General features: G+C 61.0%; 21 protein-coding genes. 10 read left to right on the top strand and 11 right to left on the bottom strand.

Annotated features, from left to right (window positions below; genetic code table 11):
• The first annotated feature begins 296 nt into the window (after positions 1-296).
• The 5 genes from KXR72_RS01510 to KXR72_RS01490 all read left to right on the top strand — a co-directional run bounded on the left by KXR72_RS01510 (position 297) and on the right by KXR72_RS01490 (position 5,429).
• A complete protein-coding gene (locus KXR72_RS01510; protein WP_437419371.1) occupies positions 297-1,457 on the top strand; it encodes a Gfo/Idh/MocA family protein in 1,161 nt (386 codons plus the stop codon).
• Between the two features lie 11 nt (positions 1,458-1,468).
• Complete coding sequence (locus KXR72_RS01505) at positions 1,469-2,545, top strand: sugar phosphate isomerase/epimerase family protein (RefSeq protein ID WP_437419370.1); 1,077 nt, start codon at positions 1,469-1,471, stop codon at positions 2,543-2,545.
• Between the two features lie 30 nt (positions 2,546-2,575).
• On the top strand, positions 2,576-3,814 hold the full coding sequence (locus tag KXR72_RS01500) for a nucleoside permease (protein ID WP_437419369.1): 1,239 nt from the start codon (positions 2,576-2,578) through the stop codon (positions 3,812-3,814).
• Between the two features lie 865 nt (positions 3,815-4,679).
• Positions 4,680-4,949: a hypothetical protein gene (locus KXR72_RS01495; RefSeq protein ID WP_437419368.1), complete on the top strand. Its 270-nt coding sequence runs from the start codon at positions 4,680-4,682 to the stop codon at positions 4,947-4,949.
• 222 nt (positions 4,950-5,171) lie between these two features.
• A complete protein-coding gene (locus tag KXR72_RS01490) occupies positions 5,172-5,429 on the top strand; it encodes a hypothetical protein (RefSeq protein WP_437419367.1) in 258 nt (85 codons plus the stop codon).
• Between the two features lie 21 nt (positions 5,430-5,450).
• Here the strand turns inward: KXR72_RS01490 and KXR72_RS01485 are convergent, their stop codons facing one another.
• Positions 5,451-5,690 (bottom strand): hypothetical protein, encoded by a 240-nt coding sequence (locus tag KXR72_RS01485; RefSeq protein WP_437419366.1) that lies wholly within the window; start codon positions 5,688-5,690, stop codon positions 5,451-5,453.
• A gap of 168 nt (positions 5,691-5,858) precedes the next feature.
• On the opposite strand from KXR72_RS01485, the gene KXR72_RS01480 reads away from it, so the two are divergent.
• The gene (locus tag KXR72_RS01480) at positions 5,859-6,611 is read left to right on the top strand and encodes a FadR/GntR family transcriptional regulator (RefSeq protein ID WP_437419365.1); all 753 of its coding nucleotides are present in this window, start codon (positions 5,859-5,861) and stop codon (positions 6,609-6,611) included.
• A gap of 96 nt (positions 6,612-6,707) precedes the next feature.
• Here KXR72_RS01480 and KXR72_RS01475 read toward each other — a convergent pair whose 3' ends face one another.
• The 6 genes from KXR72_RS01475 to KXR72_RS01450 all read right to left on the bottom strand — a co-directional run bounded on the left by KXR72_RS01475 (position 6,708) and on the right by KXR72_RS01450 (position 12,439).
• Positions 6,708-7,616, bottom strand: coding sequence for an EamA family transporter (locus tag KXR72_RS01475; RefSeq protein WP_437419364.1), 909 nt, complete (start codon positions 7,614-7,616; stop codon positions 6,708-6,710).
• A gap of 135 nt (positions 7,617-7,751) precedes the next feature.
• On the bottom strand, positions 7,752-9,032 hold the full coding sequence (locus KXR72_RS01470; protein WP_437419363.1) for a TRAP transporter large permease: 1,281 nt from the start codon (positions 9,030-9,032) through the stop codon (positions 7,752-7,754).
• Entirely contained in the window at positions 9,033-9,560 is a 528-nt protein-coding gene (locus tag KXR72_RS01465; protein ID WP_437419362.1) for a TRAP transporter small permease, read from the bottom strand.
• A 64-nt stretch (positions 9,561-9,624) separates the two neighbouring features.
• Entirely contained in the window at positions 9,625-10,599 is a 975-nt protein-coding gene (locus KXR72_RS01460) for a TRAP transporter substrate-binding protein (protein WP_437419361.1), read from the bottom strand.
• 84 nt (positions 10,600-10,683) lie between these two features.
• Positions 10,684-11,577: an SMP-30/gluconolactonase/LRE family protein gene (locus tag KXR72_RS01455; protein WP_437419360.1), complete on the bottom strand. Its 894-nt coding sequence runs from the start codon at positions 11,575-11,577 to the stop codon at positions 10,684-10,686.
• A gap of 37 nt (positions 11,578-11,614) precedes the next feature.
• Positions 11,615-12,439: an NAD-dependent epimerase/dehydratase family protein gene (locus KXR72_RS01450; RefSeq protein WP_437419359.1), complete on the bottom strand. Its 825-nt coding sequence runs from the start codon at positions 12,437-12,439 to the stop codon at positions 11,615-11,617.
• A gap of 413 nt (positions 12,440-12,852) precedes the next feature.
• Between KXR72_RS01450 and KXR72_RS01445 the strand changes: the two genes are divergently transcribed.
• Entirely contained in the window at positions 12,853-14,007 is a 1,155-nt protein-coding gene (locus tag KXR72_RS01445) for an L-talarate/galactarate dehydratase (protein WP_437419358.1), read from the top strand.
• 179 nt (positions 14,008-14,186) lie between these two features.
• Here KXR72_RS01445 and KXR72_RS01440 read toward each other — a convergent pair whose 3' ends face one another.
• The 4 genes from KXR72_RS01440 to KXR72_RS01425 all read right to left on the bottom strand — a co-directional run bounded on the left by KXR72_RS01440 (position 14,187) and on the right by KXR72_RS01425 (position 18,683).
• Positions 14,187-15,707, bottom strand: a complete 1,521-nt coding sequence (locus KXR72_RS01440; protein WP_437419357.1) for a tripartite tricarboxylate transporter permease — start codon at positions 15,705-15,707, stop codon at positions 14,187-14,189.
• 9 nt (positions 15,708-15,716) lie between these two features.
• On the bottom strand, positions 15,717-16,205 hold the full coding sequence (locus tag KXR72_RS01435) for a tripartite tricarboxylate transporter TctB family protein (protein ID WP_437419356.1): 489 nt from the start codon (positions 16,203-16,205) through the stop codon (positions 15,717-15,719).
• A gap of 63 nt (positions 16,206-16,268) precedes the next feature.
• On the bottom strand, positions 16,269-17,237 hold the full coding sequence (locus tag KXR72_RS01430; protein ID WP_437419355.1) for a tripartite tricarboxylate transporter substrate binding protein: 969 nt from the start codon (positions 17,235-17,237) through the stop codon (positions 16,269-16,271).
• A gap of 51 nt (positions 17,238-17,288) precedes the next feature.
• Positions 17,289-18,683 carry an enolase C-terminal domain-like protein gene (locus KXR72_RS01425; protein ID WP_437419354.1) on the bottom strand — a complete coding sequence of 465 codons (1,395 nt, stop codon included), beginning with the start codon at positions 18,681-18,683 and terminating at the stop codon, positions 17,289-17,291.
• 564 nt (positions 18,684-19,247) lie between these two features.
• Between KXR72_RS01425 and kdgD the strand changes: the two genes are divergently transcribed.
• The 3 genes from kdgD to gudD all read left to right on the top strand — a co-directional run bounded on the left by kdgD (position 19,248) and on the right by gudD (position 23,132).
• The gene (gene kdgD / locus KXR72_RS01420) at positions 19,248-20,159 is read left to right on the top strand and encodes a 5-dehydro-4-deoxyglucarate dehydratase (protein ID WP_437419353.1); all 912 of its coding nucleotides are present in this window, start codon (positions 19,248-19,250) and stop codon (positions 20,157-20,159) included.
• An 89-nt stretch (positions 20,160-20,248) separates the two neighbouring features.
• Positions 20,249-21,691 carry an aldehyde dehydrogenase family protein gene (locus KXR72_RS01415; RefSeq protein WP_437419352.1) on the top strand — a complete coding sequence of 481 codons (1,443 nt, stop codon included), beginning with the start codon at positions 20,249-20,251 and terminating at the stop codon, positions 21,689-21,691.
• A 100-nt stretch (positions 21,692-21,791) separates the two neighbouring features.
• The gene (gene gudD, locus KXR72_RS01410) at positions 21,792-23,132 is read left to right on the top strand and encodes a glucarate dehydratase (protein ID WP_437419351.1); all 1,341 of its coding nucleotides are present in this window, start codon (positions 21,792-21,794) and stop codon (positions 23,130-23,132) included.
• The last annotated feature ends 148 nt before the right edge of the window (positions 23,133-23,280 follow it).

The following is a 23,280-nucleotide window of genomic DNA, read 5'->3' as shown; positions in this document are numbered from 1 at the left end:
TTCGGTTAGCCGCAAAGTTCAGTGTGAAAGTGGACTGCCTAGGCGGTGCTCACTCAACCACAGCGCGCCTTTTTCGTCACCGTCCGATGATGCGGTGGAGACCGTCGCGCCAGATTCTGTCACCCGGCGGTGCCTAATGTAGCGCGGAAATCGTCGCGCGGTTGCTCTGCAATGGGCGTTGGGAACCGGTACCGACAGCCTCGGTGCGCCATTTGACAAGCTGATTAGCCCAGCTAGATTAAGTGCTGATGTAACCGGTTACATTGGTTGGCACTAGCGCTGCGTGGAGGAGAGCGATGATGGTTTCGCCCAATAGGAAAAAGGTTCGCATGGGCATGGTCGGTGGGGGCGAAGGGGCGTTCATCGGGCAGGTACATCGCCAAGCTGCGAGCCTTGATGGACGCATCGAGCTGGTGTGCGGCGCATTCAGCCGCGATGCGGGCAACAATCGGCGCACCGGTGACAACCTGGGGCTATCGCCCGAGCGCTGTTATCAATCGTGGCAGAAGCTACTCGAAGCCGAAGCAGAGTTACCGCTCGAAGAGCGCGCGCAGTTCATCTCGATAGTCACGCCCAACCATTTGCATGCGCCTGTTGCAGAGACTGCTCTGCGAGCGGGATTTCACGTCTTTTCCGAAAAGCCTGCGGCACTTTCACTTGATGAGGTGAAACGCTTGGCGCGAACGCAGTCGACAAGCGATTGCCTGTACGGCTTGGCGCACACCTATCTGGGTTACCCGATGGTATGGCAGGCACGTGAGCTGGTGAGCTCCGGGGCGATCGGGCAGCTACGCAAGGTTTTTGTTGAATACCCACAGGGTTGGCTGAGCGAGGATCAGGCCGCACAAGGCAGCAAGCAAGCCATTTGGCGCGGCGAGCCTGAGCAGGCGGGCCTTAGTGGATGCATGGCCGACATCGGTACGCACGCGTTCAACCTCGCCGAGTTCGTTAGTGGGCAAAGGATCGTCCGCATATGTGCCGCGCTTGGTACGCATGTAGAGGGCCGACGGCTGGACGACGACGGCGCCGCGCTGTTCCAAATGGCCGAAGGGGCGTCTGGCGTGCTGGTGGCCAGCCAAGTCTGCGCTGGCGAAGAGAACGCGCTGAGGCTGCGCGTTTATGGCGAAAAAGGGGGGCTCGAATGGCGCCAGGAAGAGCCCAACAGCCTGGTGCAACGGACGATCGGCGAGCCTGTCCGCGTATTGCGCGCGGGTGTCGATCAAGTCTGGTTGTGTGACGAAGCCCGCCGACGCATGCGTTTACCCGCTGGGCACCCCGAGGGCTATCTCGAAGCTATGGCCAACCTTTACGGCGACTTCGCTGATGCGATCCGTACCCCGGGACTTCCCAGCTTTCCGGGGATTGAGGTCGCTATTCGTGGCATGGCATTCGTTGAGGCTGTCGTGGCCAACCATCGTAGCGACGGCAAATGGACACCCTTGGCGGGTGTGGAGTAGGAGTTCCAGACATGCAGCAGAAAACAACCGCCATAAAAGGCCCAGGTATTTTTCTCGCACAGTTCATCTCTGCCGACCCGCCGTTCAACAGCCTGAACAGCATGGTGCAATGGGCCGCGTCGCTGGGTTATCGCGGTGTTCAGTTGCCAACCTCGGGCACCGAGTGCCTGGACCTGCGACTTGCAGCGGAAAGTCAGACCTACTGCGACGAGCTCAAGGGTATCTGTGCCGCGGCGGGTGTCGAGATCAGCGAGTTGTCGACACACCTGCAGGGACAGCTTGTGGCAGTACACCCCTCGCTCGATGACTTGTTCGATGATTTCGCCCCGAAGGAGCTCCGGGGCAATCCTACCGCTCGCACCGAGTGGGCAATCGAGCAGTTGAAGCTGGCGGCACGTGCCAGCCAGCGCCTCGGGCTGAACGCGCATGCAACCTTTTCTGGCGCGCTGCTCTGGCCTTTTCTGTACCCATGGCCACAGCGGCCGGCGGGCCTCGTGGAGGAGGGGTTCAAAGAGCTTGCCAGGCGCTGGCGGCCGATTCTGGACGCGTTCGAGGATGCTGGTGTCGACCTTTGCTACGAGATCCACCCTGGCGAAGACCTACACGACGGCGCCACCTTCGAGCGTTTCCTCGACCACGTCGGCAACCATCGCCGTGCGCTTATCCTCTATGACCCCAGCCATCTGCTGCTGCAGCAGATGGACTACCTCGGCTTCATCGATCGCTATCACGAGCGGATCGGCATGTTTCACGTTAAGGATGCCGAGTACCGCCCGGATGCTCGCTCTGGCGTATACGGCGGCTATCAGGATTGGATCGAACGGCCTGGGCGCTTTCGATCACTCGGGGATGGCCAGGTCGATTTCAAGCAGATATTCAGCAAGCTGACCCAGTACAGCTATGAAGGTTGGGCGGTGCTGGAGTGGGAGTGCTGCTTGAAGGACGCCGCGCAAGGCGCCGCAGAAGGCGCGCAATTCATTCAAAAACACCTGATCACGCGTGCAACCCGGGCCTTCGATGACTTTGCGGGTGTTGCTGCAAGCGACGCACGCAATCGTAAGTTGCTTGGTCTGGACGCCTCCCATTGACCCGATGTGCACTACAACAAGGACAAAACCATGAGCACTCTCAATGCACGCCTGAGCCTGATGATGTTTCTCCAGTTCTTTATCTGGGGCGGCTGGTTTGTCACCCTCGGCACCTTTCTCGGCAGTACGCTCAGCGCCAGCGGAGGGCAGATCGGAATGGCGTTTGCGACGCAATCCTGGGGAGCGATTCTCGCGCCCTTCATCATTGGTTTGATCGCGGATCGATACTTCAACGCCGAGCGCATCCTGGCCATCCTGCATCTCGCTGGCGCTGTGCTGCTGTACCTGCTTTACCGAAGTGAGGATTTCAGCGCCTTCTACCCCTACGTCCTTGCGTACATGATTCTCTATATGCCCACCCTGGCGTTGGTGAACTCGGTAGCCTTCAGGCAGATGCGCGACCCCGCGCTGGAGTTTTCGCGGATTCGTGTATGGGGCACCGTAGGATGGATTGTCGCCGGTCTGGTTATCAGCTTCGTGTTTGCCTGGGACTCGCAGGAAGCGATTGCGGCCGGGGCTCTGCGCAACACCTTTCTGATGTGCGCTATCGCTTCGCTGCTGCTAGGTCTCTACAGTTTCAGCTTGCCAGGAACGCCACCTTTGGCCCAGCGGGGTCAAAAGAGCGGACTTGGGCAAATGCTGGGGTTTGATGCCTTGAAGTTACTCAAGGACCGCAGCTTCGCGATCTTCTTCGCGTCCTCCGTGCTGATCTGCATTCCGCTGGCGTTCTACTACCAGAACGCCAATCCCTTTCTTGCGGAAATCGGCGTCGCCAACCCTACAGGCAAAATGACCCTCGGTCAGGTTTCCGAAGTGCTGTTCATGCTGTTGTTGCCGCTGTTCATCCAGCGCTTCGGAATCAAAACGACGTTGCTGTTCGGCATGCTGGCGTGGGCTGTACGCTATGGGCTGTTTGCTTACGGTAACAGCAGCGAACTGATGTTCATGCTGATCACCGGTATCGCGCTGCATGGCATCTGCTACGACTTCTTCTTCGTGTCTGGGCAGATCTACACCGATGCCAAAGCGGGCGAGCATTTCAAGAGCTCAGCCCAAGGCTTGATTACCCTTGCCACCTACGGCGTGGGCATGCTCATAGGCTTTTGGGTGGCCGGCCGAATCACCGACCACTTCTCGACGAGTACCGGCCACGACTGGCAGGGTATCTGGCTGTTTCCGGCAGTGTTCTCGCTTGGGGTTTTCCTGGCGTTCCTGTTCGCGTTTCGCGAGCGCCGCGATACCGCGGTGCCTACAGCCAAATTTACGTAACGGTAGAATGCGGGAGGATATGACCCGTTATGTTCAAAAGTGCAAACGGAGCGCACCCGAATACGGCGTCTGATGCGTGAAGCCGCTCGTGGCTAAGCCGGGGACGTCGAAGTCGGCGTTTCCCCGTCTGGCGGTACTGAGGGTTGGTCTAGCCGGTGTGGGATCTCTTCGACTTCATCGAGCGATTCATAACCCACCCTTGCGTCATAGAGTCGCCGGCAGATCTGAAGTTAGCTCTTCAAGCCGTCCGTAAAAATGGGGTAACCCCATTGGCGCGTGGACTACGCACCCCAACCTAATGACGCTTAGTCTGACTGGTAAGCCCTATCCTCGTGGGTCTCAAGAATAGTTCGAATGGTGCCCGAGGCCGGACTCGAACCGGCACGCCTTGCGGCGGGGGATTTTCGTCCCACTTCGGCTTTCGCCGCCGTTCAACCAAAGAACGTTCGTGGGCTGGAGCACGCCTTCACCGTAGCCTTGCGGCCGTAGGTGCCCGCCGTCTGCTCTCTACACCTTCCCAAGAAGACCTGGGCTTGGCTCGGCGTTGGCTCGGATACCAAGTATCCAGGGCTTTCGCCGAATTTGACGGGCTTCACTTCGGACGTTTCCCTCCGAAGGCTCAAATTGTTTAAGTCCCCTGTGTCTACCGATTTCACCACTCGGGCAGAGTGTGCTACTGAGGGAAATGCGCGACCTGCGATCGCGGCGCAGGACTATAACCAGCCACAGCACCCGGCGCAACCGGCCATCCTCTGCCTTGGTGCACTTTGCATCGCAGACTTCATGATCAGCGGTCGCTCTGCGTCTGAACGTCGGTCGTTGGGTAACCTCAAACGGAAACAGCAACCGTTTTGGAGAATGAGGCATGGCTACGCGCGATCCGCTTGACCACTCCGCTCGTCCGACCAGCCGGGCCAATACCGACGATGATGGCATCCGCGTCCCGGGCTCACCGCCACCGTTGGGCAGTGAGCGCACGGATGTAAACCCCGGCCATGAGGCAGGCGTTGACGAACTGCCGGGCAACGATGGTCAGACGCCAGCATCGACCGAAGAAGCGCAGCGTATCAGGAGCCGCGTACCGGACATTGACCCTGACAACGCCGAGCGCACTGACGCGCCAAATCCTCGGTGAGGCAGGCAATAAAAAGCCCCGCGCGAGGCGGGGCTGTAGAGGTATTCGTGTCGTTCCATTGTCCTTGATGCCGCAATCCAACGGCGGGGTCCGTTCTCGGGCGTCCTGCCTCGATGCGCGTCCTGCGCTACTGGTGGGTAGATTAGGCAGGTCGGCGCTGGTGGGAAATAGGCGAAACCCGTCGGCGCACGTCAGTCATGGCTTACAGAGGCGTCGATATTCATGATCAAGCCGTTGCGATCCGCGCTTCCCGTGTTGCTTGCCGCACTGGTTGGTGGTTGCGTGGCCGTCGAGCACGTTCCACCGCCCAAGGGCGATGATGAATATGTGTTCGCTTGCGCACAGGAGGCTGGCCAGCCGAGTTGCGACGCTCGCGCCGAAGCGGCATGCCCAGCAGGGTACGAAACCTTGCGTAGCGAGCAGGGTTTCGAGCGCAAGGAGTTGAGGGTGCGTTGCAGAACCGGCGGCAGCGAGAACTAACGCTTACCGCCGGCATCGGTGCTAGCTGTCGAGCAGCTCCTTGGCTTCTCCCAAGGCTTTGAGTGATCCTTCGTGGTCGCCGGCCTTGTGGAGTTTTTCCCCTTCCTCACGCAGCGCCTGGACACGCGCCAGGATGGCGGGATCGGCCGGTGGATCCGACTGCAATTGCTGATCGATTTCTGCCATGTCTTGCGGGCAGTGCATCGCCCACGTTGGTGCGCTCATCAAGGCCGCAATGGCGAGTACCCATAGTCTTCGCATGATTCGATCTCCAGGCAGTTAACGTCCGCTGAGTATAGAAGGCGTGCAGCCGCCGTTCGGATTTCGGACGCAAGGTACGATCCATACGAACCGGGCGTTTTGGATAGTTATCGTACAACTGCTGAGCTATGATAAGCGTCAGTTCGTTTCTCAGAGATCGAAGTGCCCATGGAAAACCAGAGCGCCCAGCCCCGTGTCCGTCGGAAACACCGCAGCCTTGCTCAGGAGTTGGTGACCGAGCTGTCACAGCAGATACGTGATGGCCTGATCAAGCGTGGCGACAAGTTGCCCACCGAGTCAGCGATCATGCAGGCGCAGGGCGTGAGCCGTACGGTGGTGCGCGAGGCAATATCGCGGCTGCAGGCGTCTGGCCTGGTCGAGACACGCCATGGCATCGGCACGTTCGTGCTGGATACGCCGAGCACCACCGGCTTGCGAATCGACCCGGCGACCATCGGCACCTTGCGTGACGTTCTGTCGATTCTCGAATTGCGGATCAGCCTGGAAGTGGAGTCGGCCGGCCTCGCGGCGACCCGGCGCACACCTGAGCAGCTGGCCGCCATGCGGGCATTTCTCGATTCGCTTCAGCGCAGCGCCGCGTTGTCCAGCGAGGCGGCTGTGTCTGACTTTCAGTTTCACCTGCAAATCGCCGAAGCGACCGGCAACCGGTATTTCACTGACATCATGAACCACCTGGGTACGGCGATCATTCCGCGTAGCCGCCTCAACTCAGCGCGGCTGGCGCACGATGACCAGCCGCACTATCAGCAGCGCCTCGGTCGTGAGCATGAGCAGATCTACGATGCCATTGCGCGCCAGGATGCGGAGTCCGCCCGCGCGGCCATGCGCCTGCACCTTACAAACAGCCGCGAGCGGCTGCGTCAGGCGCACGAGGAAGCGGAAACGGACAAGGCCGACTGATCGAATCAGGCTACGCCTAACTGCCTCACCACAGCGTTAAGCTGCCGGTGGGGCAGTCTTGTTTCTAGCGGACTGCTTTGGCCGCGTTAGCGATCTTCACTGCTTGCGGTAGGCGAGCAGCACGATACCGCCGACGACGATTAAGCCACCCACGACCTGCAGTGCCCCGAGCAGTTGGTCGAGTATCAGCCATCCCAACAGCATGCCGGCGACCGGCTCCACGTTCATCACCGGAGCGTTGCGGGCAATGTTCAATCGGGGCATGCAGATGAATAGCGTGGAGAAGGCTGCACCGTAGAGCAGCACAAGGCAGGCCAGTGCGATCCAACCAACGCTTGCGCTAGGCAAGCTCAACCCTCCGGGAATCAAGCCACTGGCCCCAAGCATGGCGGAAGCGCCGAGTACCACGGTGAGCGTCAGCATGCTGCGCACTGATCCGGCCATGTTCGACAGCTTGTGCTCCGTGATCCACAGCGCCAGCGCGAAAACCGCGGCGGCGGTCAGACTGAACAGGACACCGGATGCCCACTGCCCATCCGGGGCGTCATTGCTCATCAAACGCGCGGGGACATCCAGCACCAGTATCAGGCCGATCAGGATCATGCCCATGATCGCAACCGCATGGCGCGTCGGTCGCGGGCCGCCGAGTAGCCAGGTGAGCAGTGCGAGCAGGATGGGCGACAGGTTGACCACCAGCAACGCCAGTGCGACGGGAATGCGCGCCACCGCCGAGTAAATGCAGAAGCTCTGGATGGCAATCAGCAGGCCGAGCGCCAACTGCCAGCCCCAGGTGGCGCGGCTCAGGCGCAGCGATTCGCGACGCCATAGCACGAGCGCGATCAGTACCAGCAGCGTCACGCCGGCACGGCAGAGCATGGCGAGCAATAGGCCAGTGTCATGATCGAAGGCAATCCGCGCAGCAATATGATTGCCGGCAAAGGAGCAAGCCAGGGTCATCAGCACCAGTACGGCAATGTGGCGTGGGAAGGGTGCAGCGGTCTGCATCGGGATTGGTCCTGTCCTGGGCATTTCATCTGACCGCCAATGTTCAGTGGCGGAGTGCGTCGTTGTTCGAAAGGGCGGGCTGCAAAGCAAAACGCCGCCCGGTGGGCGGCGTCCTCATTCCTGCGCGGAGGACTGTCAGAGCACCATGCTCGGCAGCCAGAGGGAAATCGCCGGAATGTATGTGACAGCGAGAAGCACCATGAACAGCGCGATATAGAAGGGCAGCAGTGCCTTCACGGTATTCTCGATGGTCACTTTGCCAATCGCTGCGCCGACGAAGAGTACCGCACCGACCGGTGGCGTGATCAGGCCGATACCGAGGTTGACCAGCATGATCATGCCGAAGTGCACCGGGTCGACTCCAATGCCGGTGATGACTGGCATCAGGATCGGCGTGAGGATCAGGATCAGCGGCGCCATGTCCATCAGCGTGCCCAGCACCAGCAGCATTAGGTTGATGCACATCAGGATCACGTAGCGGTTGTCCGACAGCGTCAGGAACAGCGTGGTGATCTTCGACGGGATCTGCATCAGGGTCATGATGTAGCCGAAGCTGGCGGCGAAGGCGATTAGGATCATCACCACCGACAGGGTGCGCACGGTGCGGTGCAGCAGTTTTGGCAGCTCGTGCCACTTGTAGTCACGGTAGATGAACATGGTCACGAAGAACGCCCAGACCACAGCGATCGACGCGGACTCGGTCGCGGTGAAGACGCCCGAGAGGATGCCGCCGAGGATGATGACCATGGTCATCAGGCCCCAGAGCGCTTCGGCGCAGATCTTCAATGCCTGGCGCAGCGGAATGACCTCTCCCTTGGGATAGTTGCGCGCCCGAGCGAACAGCAGGCACATGCTCATCATCACCGCGCTCAGCAGCAGCCCAGGACCGATGCCGGCGATGAACAACGAGGAAATCGATACCGTTCCGCCAGCTGCCAGCGAGTAGAGCACCGAGTTGTGGCTGGGTGGGGTGAGCAGCGCCTGCACCGAGCCACTGACCGTGACGGCGGTGGAGAACTCGCGTGGGTAGCCTTTCTTTTCCATCTCAGGAATAAGCACGGAGCCCACCGAGGCGGTGTCCGCCAGGGACGATCCCGAGATAGCACCAAAGAAGGTCGAGGCCATGATGTTGACCAGCGACAGCCCGCCGCGAACAAAACCGACCAGCACACCGGCGAAGGCCACCAGCCGGCGCGACATGCCGCCTTCGGCCATGATTGCGCCCGCCAGCACGAAGAAGGGGATGGCCAGCAGCGAGAACTTGTTGACCCCGCCGGCGACCTGAATCATCACTGCGTCGAACGGGATATCGATCCACCAGGCGCCAATCAGCGCGGACAAACCTAGGGCGTAGGCGACGGGCATACGCAGTAGAAACAGGACGGCAAAGCTGCCAAGCAAAACCAGAGCATCCATTTACGTGGCCTCCTTGCTGTTCTCAACAAACTCGTAATCAACGACGCGACGCTTGCTCTGGTCGCCGAATAACAGCCGTTCGAGCACGAACAGCAAGGTGATTGCGCCGCCAATGGGAATCGGCGAGTAGGTAATCCCGACGCGCAAGGTCGGCAGCGTGCTCATGAACTGGTTCCAGGTAGCGATGCACAGCTTCGCGCCCCAGATGGTCATGAACAGACAAATGATGCCCATCAGAATCTGCACCAATAGCTCGACGTGGCGGTGCAGAAACGGCGGGAGGCGATCGGTGAACATGCTCACCGCCATGTGCGCGCCGGCTCTGTAACTGGCGGCAGCGCCAAGAAAGGTAAAGATCACCATCAGCAGGATGGCTACGGGTTCTGGCCAACCGGCCCCAGTGCCCAGCACGTAGCGCGCGAAGATCCCCCAGGGGATGATCATGGACATGACCACGATGGCCAGGCCAGCGACCCATACGCAGGTCATGTAGATCGCGTCGTTGACGCGCAGCAGCGTGTTTTTCATCAGGTTCACCACAAGCGCGGCGGCGGTGCAGGCCCGCCGCCGCGAGTTTTTCAAAGAGAACGAATCACTGGATCGCTTCGATACGCTTGATCAGGTCGGCATACGGCGCGCCGTACTTCTCGCGAATCGGAGCGGTAGCATCGAAGAAGGGCTTCTTGTCCACCTCGATGAACTCGACGCCGGCTTCCTTGAGCTTGGCTTCGCTGCTAGCGGTCTTTTCGTCCCACAGCTTGCGCTCTTCGAACTGCGCTTCCTTGGCGTACTTCTTGACGATCTCCTGCTGCTCGGGCGTGAGCTTGTTCCAGGTGGCCTTGGAGATCACGATCGGCTCGGGGAGGATCAGGTGGCCGGTCAGCGTGTAGTACTTGGCGCTACGGAAGTGGTTGTGCTCGAGCATGGTCGGCGGATTGTTCTCCGCGCCATCGACCACACCGGTTTGCAGCGCACTGAAAATCTCACCGGTGTCCATGGCGATGCCGTTGGCACCCAATGCGTTGAAGGTCTCGATGAACATCGGGTTGCCGATCACACGGATCTTCTTACCCTTGAGATCTTCGAGGCTGCGTACCGGCTCTTTGGTGTAGAGGTTGCGAACGCCGCCGTCCATCCACGCCAGGCCGACCATGTTGAATTCGGAGTTGGTGATCTTGTCGAGGATCTCCTGGCCGATTTCGCCATCGATAACCTTGCGCATGTGTTCATGATCGCGGAACACGAACGGCATATTGAACACGTTCACGTCCGGGACTACCGGTCCGAGCGTGCCGAGGCTGACTCGAGTCATCTGCACGGCGCCAATCTGCACCTGTTCGACGACTTCTTTTTCCGAACCCAGGACACCGCCGGAGAACATGCGGAACTTGAGTTCACCGTCTGTGGCTTTTTCGATGTTTTCGCCCATATGTTCCTGAGCGACGACGGTCGGGTAACCAGCAGGATGGATCTCAGCAATCTTCAGCGTCATGGCCGCCTGGGCAGCGCTCGACAGGCAAAAGGCGAGGGGAAGTGCAGCGATGAGCAACTTGCGTTTGAAGTCCATGTGAATCTCCGTCTTGTTTTTGTTGGTGTGCAGTGTTGCTAGCGTCGGAGCCTGGATTTGCCACCCAGGCCCCAGGGTGGAGCGTTAGCCGAAGTGAGGTTCCTCCAGGCCGGTGCAGCCGGCGTTCAGGGCGAATACGCCGCCAGCCAGCGGCTGGTCGGAGAGATCACCACCGGGACGAATGGATGTCACGAACAGGGTGTCCAGGCCGGGACCGCCAAAGGCGCACATGGCCGGCTTCTTGACCGGAACCTCAAGCGAACGGTCGAGGCGGCCGTCCGGCGTGAATCGATGGATGAGCCCGGCGTCGTTACCGCAGATCCAGTAGCAGCCATCGCTATCGACTGCCGCACCGTCCGGTCGACCGGGGTACTGGTTCATGTCGACGAAGACGCGTCGGTTGCTCGGTGTACCGGTATCGATGTCGTAGTCGAATGCCCAGATGCACTGGACGCTGGGATGCGAATCGGAAAGGTACATCGTGCGTCCGTCAGGGCTGAATGCCAGCCCATTTGGAACGACGAAATCCGAAAGCTGGGCCTCCAGCGGTTGGCTGTCGGAACCAGCGGTGAACCGATACAGGGCGCCCGCCGGAACGCCTGCTGCCATGTCCATGACCATGGTGCCAGCCCAGAAACGGCCCTGACGGTCGCAGCGGCCATCGTTGAAGCGCATGGCGTCATGTCCGTGGCGGACGTCAGCCAGCCGAGTGGTCGTCAGGCTGCCGTCATCCTGGGGCGCGATTTCGAAAAGGCCATCTTCCATGCCCGCGACCCAGCGCCCAGCCGCTCGACGGGCGATGCAAGCCAACATCTGTTCGCCCGTCCAGCGGGTCACTGTGCTATCTGCCGCCGTCCAGCGCTGGAGCTGGCGATTGGGGATATCGACCCAGTAGAGCGCCTGCTCGGCAGCGACCCAGACAGGGCTCTCCCCGGTAGCGTTGCGCGCGTCGACGATCAGTTCTGCTTGGGTAGCCATTTGCGATTCTCTTGTCGTTATTCGCGGCGTGGCGGGATCAATCCTCGAAGGGACCGGCTTCGCAGAAGGCGCCGCCCTGGTAGATCAGCGCCGGATCGTTGGGCGCGTAGGGCGGCTGCTGTTCGATTTTCTCGCGGAAGACCTCGGAGGTGTCCTTGGGCTCGAAGCCCAAGTGCGCAGCCATGTGGTTGTCCCACCAGACGTCACGGTTCGCCGAGGCGCCATAGACCACCGTATGGCGGACGTCGGGCGTGAAGAGCGACTGGCCGATGAGGTCCGTCAGGTCGCGATAGCTGAGGTACGTTGCCATCATTCGGCGATTCAGCGGTTCGGGGAACGACGAGCCGATGCGGATGCTGACGGTCTCGATGCCGTAGCGATCGAAGTAGAAGCTGGCCATGTCCTCGCCGTAAGACTTGGACAAGCCATAGTAGCTGTCCGGCCGGCGCGCGACGCCGGCGTCGATCGTCTCGGTCTGCTTGTAGAAGCCGATAACGTGGTTAGAGCTGGCGAACACTACGCGCTTGATGCCGTGGCGGCGTGCGGCTTCGTAGATGTGGAAGACACCCTTGATGTTGGCTTCCAGGATTTCTTCGAAGGGACGTTCAACCGAGACACCGCCGAAGTGAGCGATTGCGTCCACGCCTTCGCACAGCGCGTGCACGGCAGCCTTATCGGCCAGGTTGCATGGCATCACCTCTTCGTGGTCGCCAGCGGCTGGCTCCATGGGGGCGATGTCGGAGAGGCGAATGATGTTGGCGTAGGGGCGCAGCGATTCGCGTAATACCTTGCCCAGCCCTCCTGCGGCGCCTGTCAGCAGGAGGCGGTTGAAGGGTGTGGGTGCGGTTGTCGTACTGGTCATTGTTATCTGCCCGTCGCTTATTGTTTTTACGTCATCTGTTGTCGGATGACTTGGCTCGATTATTTGTAGCTGGTTGTATCTTGTCAAGCCGGATTTATAGGCCAAACGAGAGGAGGCGTGGGCAGAAAGCTTTCGATACGGTGCGGTGAAACGGCGCTAAATGCAGCAATAACGGCTGTTGCAAGGGCGTTATCGGGCGCCTTGGCTGGGTGGCGCTTCTCTTGAGCCAAGCGAGTGCCTAGGACTAAAGTCGGGTAGGCGTGGCGGCCTTGATTGGCAGGGCAAACCGGGAAACACAAGCTATGGTTGTATGATGACTTGGTGTTAGCACCTTGATCACTCCGCGGCGTGCCCGTCTAGGCTGGGTTTTCGGCCAAGGGCGCAGCACTTAATACAACCACCCAGGAGCGTCCATGAACGACACGTCCCCAACCCGCGCCGATGACGATCGCATTCGGTGGATTCATCTGCGCTCCGTAGCACTGCCCTTGGCTAACCCGATCAGCGACGCCAAAGTGCTTACGGGCCGGCAAAAGCCGATGACGGAAATCGCGATCCTCCTTGCCGAGATTGAAACTCAGGACGGCCACCGCGGGCTCGGCTTCAGCTATTCCAAGCGCGCCGGAGGGGCCGGCCAGTTTGCACACGCGTTGGACGTCGCGCCTAACTTGCTGGGCGAGAACCCCAGCGACATCGCCAAGCTTTGGGACAAGCTCTGCTGGGCAGGTGCATCGGTTGGGCGCAGCGGCTTGGCGACACAGGCCATTGGCGCCTTCGACGTAGCCCTTTGGGACCTCAAGGCCCGTCGCGCCGGGCTTTCGCTTGCACGGTTGCTCGGTGCCCATCGCGACTCGGTGCGTTGCTACAACACCTCGGGCGGATTTTTGCACACGCCGCTGGATCAGCTCTTGCGCAATACCGATGTGTCACGTGAGAAGGGGATCGGCGGGATCAAGCTCAAGGTCGGCCAGCCGGACTGGGCGCTGGATCTGCATCGCGTGGCGACGGTGCGCCAGCACTTGGGCGATGCCTTTCCACTGATGGTCGATGCCAACCAGCAATGGGATCGTGCTATGGCGCGGCGCATGTGTCGGCGTCTGGAACCCTTCGATCTGGTGTGGATCGAGGAGCCATTGGACTGCCACGACGCCGAGGGCCATGCCGATCTAGTGCGCCAATTCGATACACCAATCGCGACCGGCGAGATGCTCACCAGCCCGGCCGAGCATTGGGAGTTCATACGCCTTCACGGGGCGGACTATCTGATGCCGGATGCACCTCGCGTCGGCGGAATAACGCCATACCTGCGGGTCCAGACGCTGGCCGAACAGGCCGGCATGACATTGGCGCCCCATTTCGCCATGGAGCTGCACGTGCATCTGGCCGCGACCCACGTGCGGGAACCCTGGGTCGAGCACTTCGAATGGCTGGAGCCGCTATTCGACGAGCGCCTGGAAATCCGCGACGGTCGCATGCTAGTGCCCAGCCGCCCAGGGCTTGGGTTGACCCTGAGTGAGCGGGTTGCGGGCTGGACGGTACAGCAGGCTGAAATCGGCCGTCGGGGATAACGGGCGTGGCGCCGCCACGCGGCGCCAGCACGCAGCTGGGCTGAACCAGCGTTACCTGACAGAGACGCGGTGCTACGTCGCGCCAGGCACCTCGCCTTCATCAGCCCAGCTCACGCCAGCGGAGATGAAACGAGAAATGCGAACAGGGGCCGGAGCCCCTGCATGCAACCAGGCAGGGTTCAGGTGCCCTGAAGCTTGCCCACCGCGCCCTTGCGACCACGGAACGCACTCACTAGGTGCCAGAGCACCGAGGCGAGCGCCAGCATCAGGAAGGTCGCTGCTATCGGGTTGCTCAGGAAGCCCATGAAGTTGCCGTCCGACAACATCAGGCCACGACGGAAGTTGGTTTCGGCCATGGGCCCGAGGATGAACCCAATGATGAACGGTGCGGCCGGCATGCCACCTTTGACGAAGCCGTAACCGATCAGGCCGAACAGCAGGATCGTCCAGACATCGAACACGCGGCTGCTGAGGCCGAAGGCGCCCACCACGCAGAGCACCAAGATGATGGGCAGCAGGATGTGTTTGGGGATTGCCAGCAGCTTGATGAAGATACGCAGCCCGTAGAACTCCAGCACCAGCATCATCACCGACGCCAAAATCAGCGCGGCGAAGATGGTGTAGACGAGCGCGCCCTGGCTGATGAACAGCAGCGGACCGGGTTGGATACCGTGGATCATGAAACCGCCCAGCAGGATCGCCGTAACAGTATCGCCCGGGATACCCAAGGTCATCAGCGGGATCATGGCGCTGCCGATACCGGCGTTGTTAGCGGTCTCGCTCGCGACGACGCCCTCGACCGCGCCCTTGCCGAACTGCTCGGGGTGCTTGGAACGCTTCTTGGCGATGATGTAGGACACGATGTTCGACGTACCTGCACCGATGCCCGGCAGAATGCCGATACCGATGCCGATCAGCGAAGAACGAAACGCGTTGGGAATCTGGCCGAAAAACTCCTTGAGCGAGAAACCGAAGCCCTTGACGCCTTTCATGCTCACCGAGCTGACCTTGGTCTTGTGCATGGAGCGACCGGTTTCAGCGATCTTGATGACTTCGGCGACCGCGAACATTCCGATCATCACCGTCAGCATCGCAAAGCCGCCGTTGAGGTTCGGTGAGTCGAAGGTGAACCGGCGAATGGCATCGACCGGGGCGATACCCACCGTGGAAAAGGCAAAGCCGAGCGTACCGGCGTAGATGCCTTTGAGCAGCGAACCGGTGGACAGCGTGGCGATCAGCGTCAGCGAGAAGATCGCGATAGCAAAGTACTCATGCGGGCCGAAGCGCAACGCGACCTTGGCCAGCGACGGCGCAATGGACATGAGCGCGACGATACTGAACACGGTACCGATGAAGGAAAACACCACGCCGACGCCGAGCGCCTTGATGCCCTGGCCTTTTTCCATCATCGGCGCGCCGTCGAAGGTCGTGGCGATGGAGGCGGGCGTGCCGGGGATTTTTAGCAGGATGGCCGAAATGAGGCCCCCGGAGGTCGCCCCAATGAACAGCGCAACGAGCAACGACAGGCCGGCGGCGGGGCCCATGGTGTAGGTCAAGGGGAGGCAAAGCGCGATCGCCATGGTCGCCGAAAGGCCAGGCACAGCGCCGAACACGATGCCGACTGCGACGCCGAGGGTGATAAGGATGAAAATGTACGGTGAAAACACCGCGCCAAAACCGGCCTGCAGTAGTTCGAACATGGCCGCCTCCTAGAATTTCAGAAAGCCGGTCGGGAGCATCAGATCGAAGCCCTGCCGGAAGATAAAGAAGATGGCGGCGGATGCTACGACCGCGATGATGGCGTAGGTGAGGTGGTTGATCTTCTGCTCGCGCGGCGTGATGACGATGAACTGCACATAGAGATAAAGCGCCGTCATGATCAAGAAACCGACCTTTTGAAGGAGCGCGACGTAGATCGCGATCAGCGCCAATGTCTTGAAAACGGTTGGATAGTCCGGTGGCGTCTTTTCCTCCCCGGTGGCTTCGTCGTCAGGATCGGCGGCGGGCGGGGTCGCGGCGCGGGCCGCCAGCAACTGCAGAACGCCCAGCAGGCACAGCCCGATGGCGAGGATGTAGGGCACCGTGGAGGCGTCGATGAAACCTTTGCGCGGAAGATTGATGGTCAGGAACAGGTAGAACAGGCCGGCGGCGAGCATCAGCACGCCGACCAGTAACTCCTTTCTCTTGTAGGTATCCATGGGCGGGTCTCGTATCGGAAGGGAGTGGCCGGGCGCACGTGCGCCCGGTACCGGTTGCGAGGCTTACTTGCCCTGACGCAGCTCGTCCTTGTACTGCATGAAGTCTTCGCGGGTTTCCTTCAGGCGCTCGAGCGACTGCTCGGTGCCGTAGTAGCTCACCGGCTGCTTGAAGGTCTTGCGCAGCTCTTCCGCGTACTCCGGCATCTCGGTGATCTGCTTCATGATGCCGGCCATCTTCTCGATGATTGCCGGGTCGGTGCCGTCGGGGAAGGCGACCACGTACGGCTTGTCCATGACGAAGTCGACGCCTTGTTCCTTGAACGTTGGAATCTTGCCGAGCAGCTCGTTACGTTCCGCGTTGGGCTGGCCAAGGGCGACCATTTCACCGCTGGTCACGTAGTCCTGAACCGAGCCGTAGCTGATCGCGGCCAGGTCGATACGGCCACCGAGCATGGCAACGACCTTCTCGGAAACTGTCCCGGCGTCGACCATTTTCAGTTTGGTGTCGGTCAGGCCTTCGAACATCAAGCCCTGCAGGTGGGAGTAGCTGCCCATCTCGGTGCCGTAGGTCACGCTGCTGGGTTCGGCCTTCGACTTGGCGATCAAGTCTTCAAGCGATTTGATCCCGGAGTCCTTGGACGCGACAAAGATAGCGCCCTTGTCGACGCCGGCGATGCAGCAGATGTCGAACGCATCGAGGCTGTCTTCGGTGAGGCCGGCGACCTCATTGACGATCAGCTGGCCGGTATGGGTGAAGAGAATGGTGTTGCCGTCCGGGTCGGCCTGCTTGACCTGCTCGGCCGCCAACGTGCCACCGCCGCCGGCGACATTGGTGATGACCATCGCTTCGCCGGTGATCTTGGTGAAGTACTTGGCCATGGTGCGGGCATTGAAGTCGGTGTCGCCGCCAGCGTTGGCGATCACCACGACCTGTACCGGGCGGCTGGGCCAGTCGGTTTCGGCAGCGAAGGCGCCGCTGACGGCGGTGGCCAGAACAGCGGAAATAAGGGAGGCGCTGATGGTTTTTTTCATTGTTGTCTCTCCGGTGGTTTGCGGTTGCGTCGTAAAAAAGGGTGTTTCTTCTTATGGGCGGCCCAGGCTCGGTTGCTTGGGGTCGTACTTCCAGCCAGGCACCAGGTACTGCATGGCCATGGCGTCGTCACGAGCGCCGGTGGCGACTTTGTTATAGAGCGTGTGGGCGGCCATGATCCTATCCATGTCCGGCTCGATGCCGAGGCCCGGGCGGTCAGGGACCTGGACCTCGCCACCCACGATCTGCAGCGGTTCACGGGTCAGACGTTCTTGGCCTTCCTGCCAGATCCAGTGGGTATCGATCGCGGTAATGGTGCCCGGCGCAGCCGCAGCGGCATGGGTGAACATGGCCAGTGACACATCGAAGTGGTTGTTCGAGTGCGAACCCCAGGTCAGGCCGAACTGTTCGCACATCTGCGCCAACCGGACCGAGCCCTGCATCGTCCAGAAATGCGGATCGGCGAGCGGGATGTCGACCGACTCGAGGCGCAACGAGTGGCCCATCTGGCGCCAGTCGGTAGCGACCATGTTGGTGGCGGTGGGGATGCCGGTGGCGCGCTTGAACTCCGCCATGATTTCACGCCCGGAGTAACCGTTTTCCGGCCCGCACGGATCTTCGGCGTAGGCAAGGATATGATCCTTGCCCTTGCACAGCGCCACAGCTTCGGCCAGCGACCAGGCGCCGTTCGGGTCCAGCGTGACGCGGGCGTCGGGGAAGCGAGCCTTGATGCCGGCGACTGCCTGCATTTCCTCTTCCCCACGCATAACGCCGCCCTTGAGTTTGAAATCCTTGAAACCGTAGCGCGCACGGGCAGCCTCGGCTAGGCGGACTACAGCTTCGGGCGTCACCGCTTCTTGGTGGCGCAGGTGATACCAGTCGTCGGCCGAACCGGTTCCAGCCAGATAGGGCAGGTCGGTCCGGGTGCGGTCACCGACATAGAAGAGATAGGCCAGCATGGGCACGCTGTCGCGCTGTTGCCCGTTGCCGAGCAATTCGGCGACCGGTACCTGCAGATGTTGCCCGAGCAAATCCAACAACGCTGCCTCGACTGCCGTGATGACATTGTCCAGCCGGAGGTTGATCTCGTGCGGCTGTTTGAGTACGGCGGCTTCGGCATCCGAGGTGACCTGGTGCTGGGTGGTCTGGGGCCCTGCGGCCGTGCCACCGGCAATCGCTTGGCGCAACGTGTTGAGGATGCGGTTGTAACGGCCTACTTGCTGGCCCTCGACGAGGCCGCGGGTGCGCTCAAGTGCTCGGCGAATGCCTTCGCCGCCCGGGACTTCGCCGATTCCACTACGGCCGGCGCTGTCTTCCAGAATCACAAGGTTGCGGGTGAAGTAGGGGGCATGTGCGCCGCACAGGTTGAGAAGCATGCTGTCGTAGCCGGCAACCGGAATGACCTGCATCCGGGTAACGACGGGCGTGGCGTGGTGGGCGTCTGACATCGAGTTACGGGCTCCTGATTATTATTGTGAGCGTTTCGACTGGCGGTGCTGCACTAGCCCGGCGACTGCCAGACTTGGAGTTCGGGGGCGGCTTGATAGGTAAAGGAAAGAGGTGAAGAGACACCGAAAGCGCGCTGCACGATGCAGGCGGTGGAGCGGTGCGGGCGCTGTCTGATCAAGACAGGCAGTGCAACGCTTTGGCGTGCGGAATAAGTCATGGCTTTTCGGGCTCTGGTTGTTTTTGTCATACGTCGTCGTATGACTTGCTGAGATTTTTAACAGCGCAATTTGGCGATGTCAAATCACCGAAACACTTTCATCGGCCGCTGTGACCGGCCGGTCTACGTTTGGTTCGTTGACTCGCTATAAACAAGGTTGACGGTCGATCGATATGAGCTCGAGAAGACGTCAGTCGCGTAGACTCGATCCACGCAAGCCCGCGCCAGAGCCGTTCAAGAGAAAAACACACAAAGCGGTAGCATCCTCTAAAGTTGTACGATAACGTATCTCAAGGCTGCGGCCCCTTACCTCATAACACCGATAGCTTCATAGGATGCTCAAACAATGAACCCACAAGAACTGAAGGCCATCCTCTCGTCTGGTCTGCTGTCATTTCCGGTCACCGATTTTGACCAGCAGGGCAACTTCCACCGTGCCGGCTATGTGAAGCGCCTGGAATGGCTGGCGCCTTACGGCGCAACGGCGCTCTTCGCCGCCGGTGGCACGGGCGAGTTCTTTTCGCTGACGCCTCAGGAGTATCCGGAGATCATCAAGACGGCCGTCGATACCTGCGCCGGTCAGGTCCCGATCCTTGCTGGCGTTGGTGGCCCGACCCGCGTAGCTGTTCAGATGGCCCAGGAAGCTGAGCGTCTGGGAGCGAAGGGGCTGCTGCTGTTGCCGCATTATCTGACCGAAGCGAGCCAGGAAGGCGTAGCGAAACACGTTGAAGAGGTCTGCAAATCCGTGGACATCGGTGTAGTCGTCTACAACCGCAACGTGTGCCGCCTGACCGCGCCGCTGCTTGAGCAATTGGCTGAGCGCTGCCCGAACCTCATCGGTTACAAGGACGGACTGGGCGATATCGAGCTGATGGTCTCCATCCGCCGTCGCCTGGGCGATCGCCTGACCTACCTTGGTGGCCTGCCGACCGCGGAAGTCTATGCCGCTGCGTACAAGGCGCTGGGCGTGCCGGTCTATTCGTCCGCGGTGTTCAACTTCGTTCCCAAGACGGCAATGGACTTCTACAAGGCCATCTCGCGCGACGACCACGAAACCGTAGGCAAGCTGATCGACGATTTCTTCCTGCCGTACCTGGACATCCGCAACCGCTGCAAGGGCTATGCCGTCAGCATCGTCAAGGCGGGCGCCAAGATCGCTGGCTATGACGCGGGCCCGGTTCGTGCTCCGTTGACTGACCTGCTCCCCGACGAGTACGAGGCGTTGGCTGCGCTGATGGCCAAGCAGGGCGCTCAATAACCGCCCGCCCGGAAAATCACTCGCCCCATCTGCTAGGTGCGCGGGCCAGCGGCTTGCTCACCGGCGGACAACACGAAGGAGAGAATTACGTGGCAGACGCAAAGCGTTACGACAACTACATCGATGGCCAATGGGTAGCCGGCAAGAACTACCAGGCCAACATCAACCCCTCCGACCTGTCGGATGTCATCGGCGAATACGCTCAGGCCGACGCGGCCCAAGTCGACGCAGCCATCGCCGCCGCCCGCAAGGCATTCCCGGCCTGGTCCACCTCCGGCATTCAGGCACGCGCCGATGCGCTGGAAAAGGTCGGATTGGAAATCCTCGCGCGTCGTGAAGAACTCGGCGCCTTGCTGGCTCGCGAAGAGGGCAAGACACTGCCGGAAGCCATCGGCGAAGTCGCCCGTGCCGGCAATATCTTCAAGTTCTTTGCTGGCGAATGCCTGCGCCAGGCCGGTGAGACGCTGCAGTCGGTTCGCCCGGGCGTGAGCGTTGAGGTCACTCGGGAGCCGCTGGGCGTGGTCGGCCTGATCACGCCATGGAACTTCCCGATCGCCATTCCCGCTTGGAAGATCGCACCGGCACTGGCCTACGGTAACTGCGTGGTCATCAAGCCGGCGGATCTAGTGCCGGGCTGCGCCTGGGCACTTGCCGAAATCATTTCGCGCGCGGGTTTCCCTGCGGGCGTGTTCAACCTGGTGATGGGCAAGGGGCGTGAAGTTGGCGAGGCCATCGTCAATGACAAACGCGTCGAAGCGGTCAGCTTTACCGGTTCGGTGGGCGTCGGCCGTGGCATCGCGGCGACCTGCGCAGCGCGCCAGGCCAAGGTCCAGCTTGAGATGGGCGGCAAGAATCCGCAGATCGTGCTGGACGATGCCGACCTCAACGTCGCCGTCGAACTCTGCACCCAGAGCGCGTTCTATTCGACCGGCCAACGCTGCACGGCCTCCAGCCGCATCATCGTGACCGAGGGCATCTACGATCGCTTCGTCGAGGCAATGATCGAGCGCGTCAAGAAGATCAAGGTCGGTTCGGCGCTCGAGCAGGGCGTGGATGTTGGCCCGGTGGTATCGCAGGCCCAGCTTGAGCAGGATCTGAAATACATCGAGGTCGGTAAGGAGGAGGGCGCTCGCCTGGCTTGCGGCGGTGAACGCATCAGCTGCGGCACAGAGGGTTACTTCCTCGCACCGACGCTGTTCGTCGACAGCACCGCCGACATGCGCATCAGCCGCGAAGAGATCTTCGGCCCCGTGGCCAACGTGGTGAAGGTCAAGGATTACGACGAAGCACTGGCCATGGCCAACGACACCGAGTTCGGCCTATCCGCTGGCATCTGCACCACCTCGCTGAAGTATGCCAACCACTTCAAGCGGCATTCCCAGGCTGGGATGGTGATGGTCAACCTGCCAACTGCGGGCGTGGACTACCACGTGCCGTTCGGTGGCCGCAAAGGGTCGTCCTATGGCTCACGTGAGCAAGGTCGCTATGCCCAGGAGTTCTACACCACGGTGAAAACCACCTACATCGGCTAATCGACCGCGGCCAGCCGGGCATCTGCATGATTTGGCAGGCTGCCCGGTGGCCAATCGATTGACCCGCAACGCGGACCATAAGAACAAAAGAGAGACGTCTATGAACAACGCAAATCAGGGTGCGCCGGTCATCACCGAGCTCGTAGTGGTTCCGGTCGCCGGCCAGGACAGCATGCTGCTCAACCTGAGCGGCGCCCATGGTCCGTATTTCACGCGCAACATCCTCATTCTCACGGACAGCGCCGGCAACACCGGTGTCGGCGAAGTCCCGGGTGGCGAAGCGATCCGCAAGACGCTCGAAGACGCCAAACCCATCCTGCTCGGCCAGTCGGTCGGCAATTTCAATGCGTTGCTGAACCAGGCGCGCAAGGCGTTCGCCGATCGCGACGTCGCGGGCCGCGGCCTGCAGACCTTCGACCTGCGCATTGCCATCCACGCCATTACCGCCATCGAGTCAGCGCTGCTCGACCTTCTCGGCCAGCACTTGCAGGTTCCGGTCGCCGCGTTGCTAGGCGATGGCCAGCAGCGCGACGCGGTGGAGATGCTTGGTTACCTCTTCTATATAGGTGACCGCAACAAGACGGATCTCGGCTACCGCGCCGAAACCGACGCCAGCGATGCCTGGTTCCGCGTGCGCAATGAAGAGGCGCTAACGCCAGAAACCATCGTGCGCCAGGCCGAAGCTGCCTATGAGCGCTACGGCTTCAAGGACTTCAAGCTCAAGGGCGGTGTGCTGCCGGGCCGTGAAGAGGTCAAGGCCATACGTGCGTTGGCTGAGCGTTTCCCTGATGCACGCATCACCCTCGACCCCAATGGCGGTTGGTCACTGGCCGAAGCGATTGAACTTTGCAAAGACCTTCACGGCGTGTTGGCCTACGCTGAAGACCCTTGCGGTGCCGAGAACGGCTACTCCGGCCGTGAAGTCATGGCCGAGTTCCGCCGCGCCACGGGCTTGCCAACCGCAACCAACATGATCGCCACCGACTGGCGCCAAATGGGCCATACCATTCAGCTGCAATCGGTCGACATTCCGCTCGCCGACCCGCACTTCTGGACCATGAGCGGCTCGGTACGCGTCGCGCAGATGTGCAATGACTGGGGGCTGACCTGGGGCTCGCATTCCAACAACCACTTCGACATTTCGCTGGCGATGTTCACCCACGTGGCGGCCGCCGCGCCCGGCACCATTACGGCGATCGACACGCATTGGATCTGGCAGGATGGCCAGCATCTGACGCGCGATCCGCTGAAGATCGTTGGCGGCAAGGTCGCTGTGCCGGCCAAGCCTGGGCTGGGTGTCGAGCTGGACCGCGATGCGCTTCAGCAGGCGCACGAGCTGTACCTGTCGAAGGGGTTAGGCGCTCGTGACGATTCCATCGCCATGCAGTACTTGATTCCGAACTGGACGTTCAATAACAAGCAGCCCTGCATGGTGCGCTGAGCGGCTCGAATCGTGAGCGAGCCCGACCCACGGGCGCGCTCGCGAAGAGAAGGCTGCGCTGATGCCGCAGGAAGAGACAGATTTGGCGCGCCTACGGCGACCGTTCGCTCCAAACGATAACAACTCCAACCGGGCCAACCGGAGATCG

It is taken from the genome of Stutzerimonas chloritidismutans (assembly GCF_051486945.1).
GTDB classification, from domain to species: Bacteria; Pseudomonadota; Gammaproteobacteria; order Pseudomonadales; family Pseudomonadaceae; genus Stutzerimonas; species Stutzerimonas chloritidismutans_B.
The sequence above is the reverse complement of the archived record's forward strand: the minus strand, read 5'-3'. Positions and strand labels throughout refer to the sequence as shown.

Excerpts from the sequence above, each read along its gene's own strand:
- KXR72_RS01445 (WP_437419358.1), top strand. The coding sequence starts at position 12,853 with ATGAACGACACGTCCCCAACCCGCGCCGATGACGATCGCATTCGGTGG.
- KXR72_RS01450 (WP_437419359.1), bottom strand. The coding sequence starts at position 12,439 with ATGACCAGTACGACAACCGCACCCACACCCTTCAACCGCCTCCTGCTG.
- KXR72_RS01480 (WP_437419365.1), top strand. The coding sequence starts at position 5,859 with ATGGAAAACCAGAGCGCCCAGCCCCGTGTCCGTCGGAAACACCGCAGC.
- KXR72_RS01485 (WP_437419366.1), bottom strand. The coding sequence starts at position 5,690 with ATGCGAAGACTATGGGTACTCGCCATTGCGGCCTTGATGAGCGCACCA.
- KXR72_RS01430 (WP_437419355.1), bottom strand. The coding sequence starts at position 17,237 with ATGAAAAAAACCATCAGCGCCTCCCTTATTTCCGCTGTTCTGGCCACC.
- KXR72_RS01435 (WP_437419356.1), bottom strand. The coding sequence starts at position 16,205 with ATGGATACCTACAAGAGAAAGGAGTTACTGGTCGGCGTGCTGATGCTC.
- KXR72_RS01500 (WP_437419369.1), top strand. The coding sequence starts at position 2,576 with ATGAGCACTCTCAATGCACGCCTGAGCCTGATGATGTTTCTCCAGTTC.
- KXR72_RS01460 (WP_437419361.1), bottom strand. The coding sequence starts at position 10,599 with ATGGACTTCAAACGCAAGTTGCTCATCGCTGCACTTCCCCTCGCCTTT.
- KXR72_RS01440 (WP_437419357.1), bottom strand. The coding sequence starts at position 15,707 with ATGTTCGAACTACTGCAGGCCGGTTTTGGCGCGGTGTTTTCACCGTAC.
- gudD (WP_437419351.1), top strand. The coding sequence starts at position 21,792 with ATGAACAACGCAAATCAGGGTGCGCCGGTCATCACCGAGCTCGTAGTG.
- KXR72_RS01455 (WP_437419360.1), bottom strand. The coding sequence starts at position 11,577 with ATGGCTACCCAAGCAGAACTGATCGTCGACGCGCGCAACGCTACCGGG.
- KXR72_RS01490 (WP_437419367.1), top strand. The coding sequence starts at position 5,172 with ATGATCAAGCCGTTGCGATCCGCGCTTCCCGTGTTGCTTGCCGCACTG.
- KXR72_RS01495 (WP_437419368.1), top strand. The coding sequence starts at position 4,680 with ATGGCTACGCGCGATCCGCTTGACCACTCCGCTCGTCCGACCAGCCGG.
- KXR72_RS01465 (WP_437419362.1), bottom strand. The coding sequence starts at position 9,560 with ATGAAAAACACGCTGCTGCGCGTCAACGACGCGATCTACATGACCTGC.
- KXR72_RS01505 (WP_437419370.1), top strand. The coding sequence starts at position 1,469 with ATGCAGCAGAAAACAACCGCCATAAAAGGCCCAGGTATTTTTCTCGCA.
- KXR72_RS01425 (WP_437419354.1), bottom strand. The coding sequence starts at position 18,683 with ATGTCAGACGCCCACCACGCCACGCCCGTCGTTACCCGGATGCAGGTC.
- KXR72_RS01470 (WP_437419363.1), bottom strand. The coding sequence starts at position 9,032 with ATGGATGCTCTGGTTTTGCTTGGCAGCTTTGCCGTCCTGTTTCTACTG.
- KXR72_RS01510 (WP_437419371.1), top strand. The coding sequence starts at position 297 with ATGATGGTTTCGCCCAATAGGAAAAAGGTTCGCATGGGCATGGTCGGT.
- KXR72_RS01475 (WP_437419364.1), bottom strand. The coding sequence starts at position 7,616 with ATGCAGACCGCTGCACCCTTCCCACGCCACATTGCCGTACTGGTGCTG.
- kdgD (WP_437419353.1), top strand. The coding sequence starts at position 19,248 with ATGAACCCACAAGAACTGAAGGCCATCCTCTCGTCTGGTCTGCTGTCA.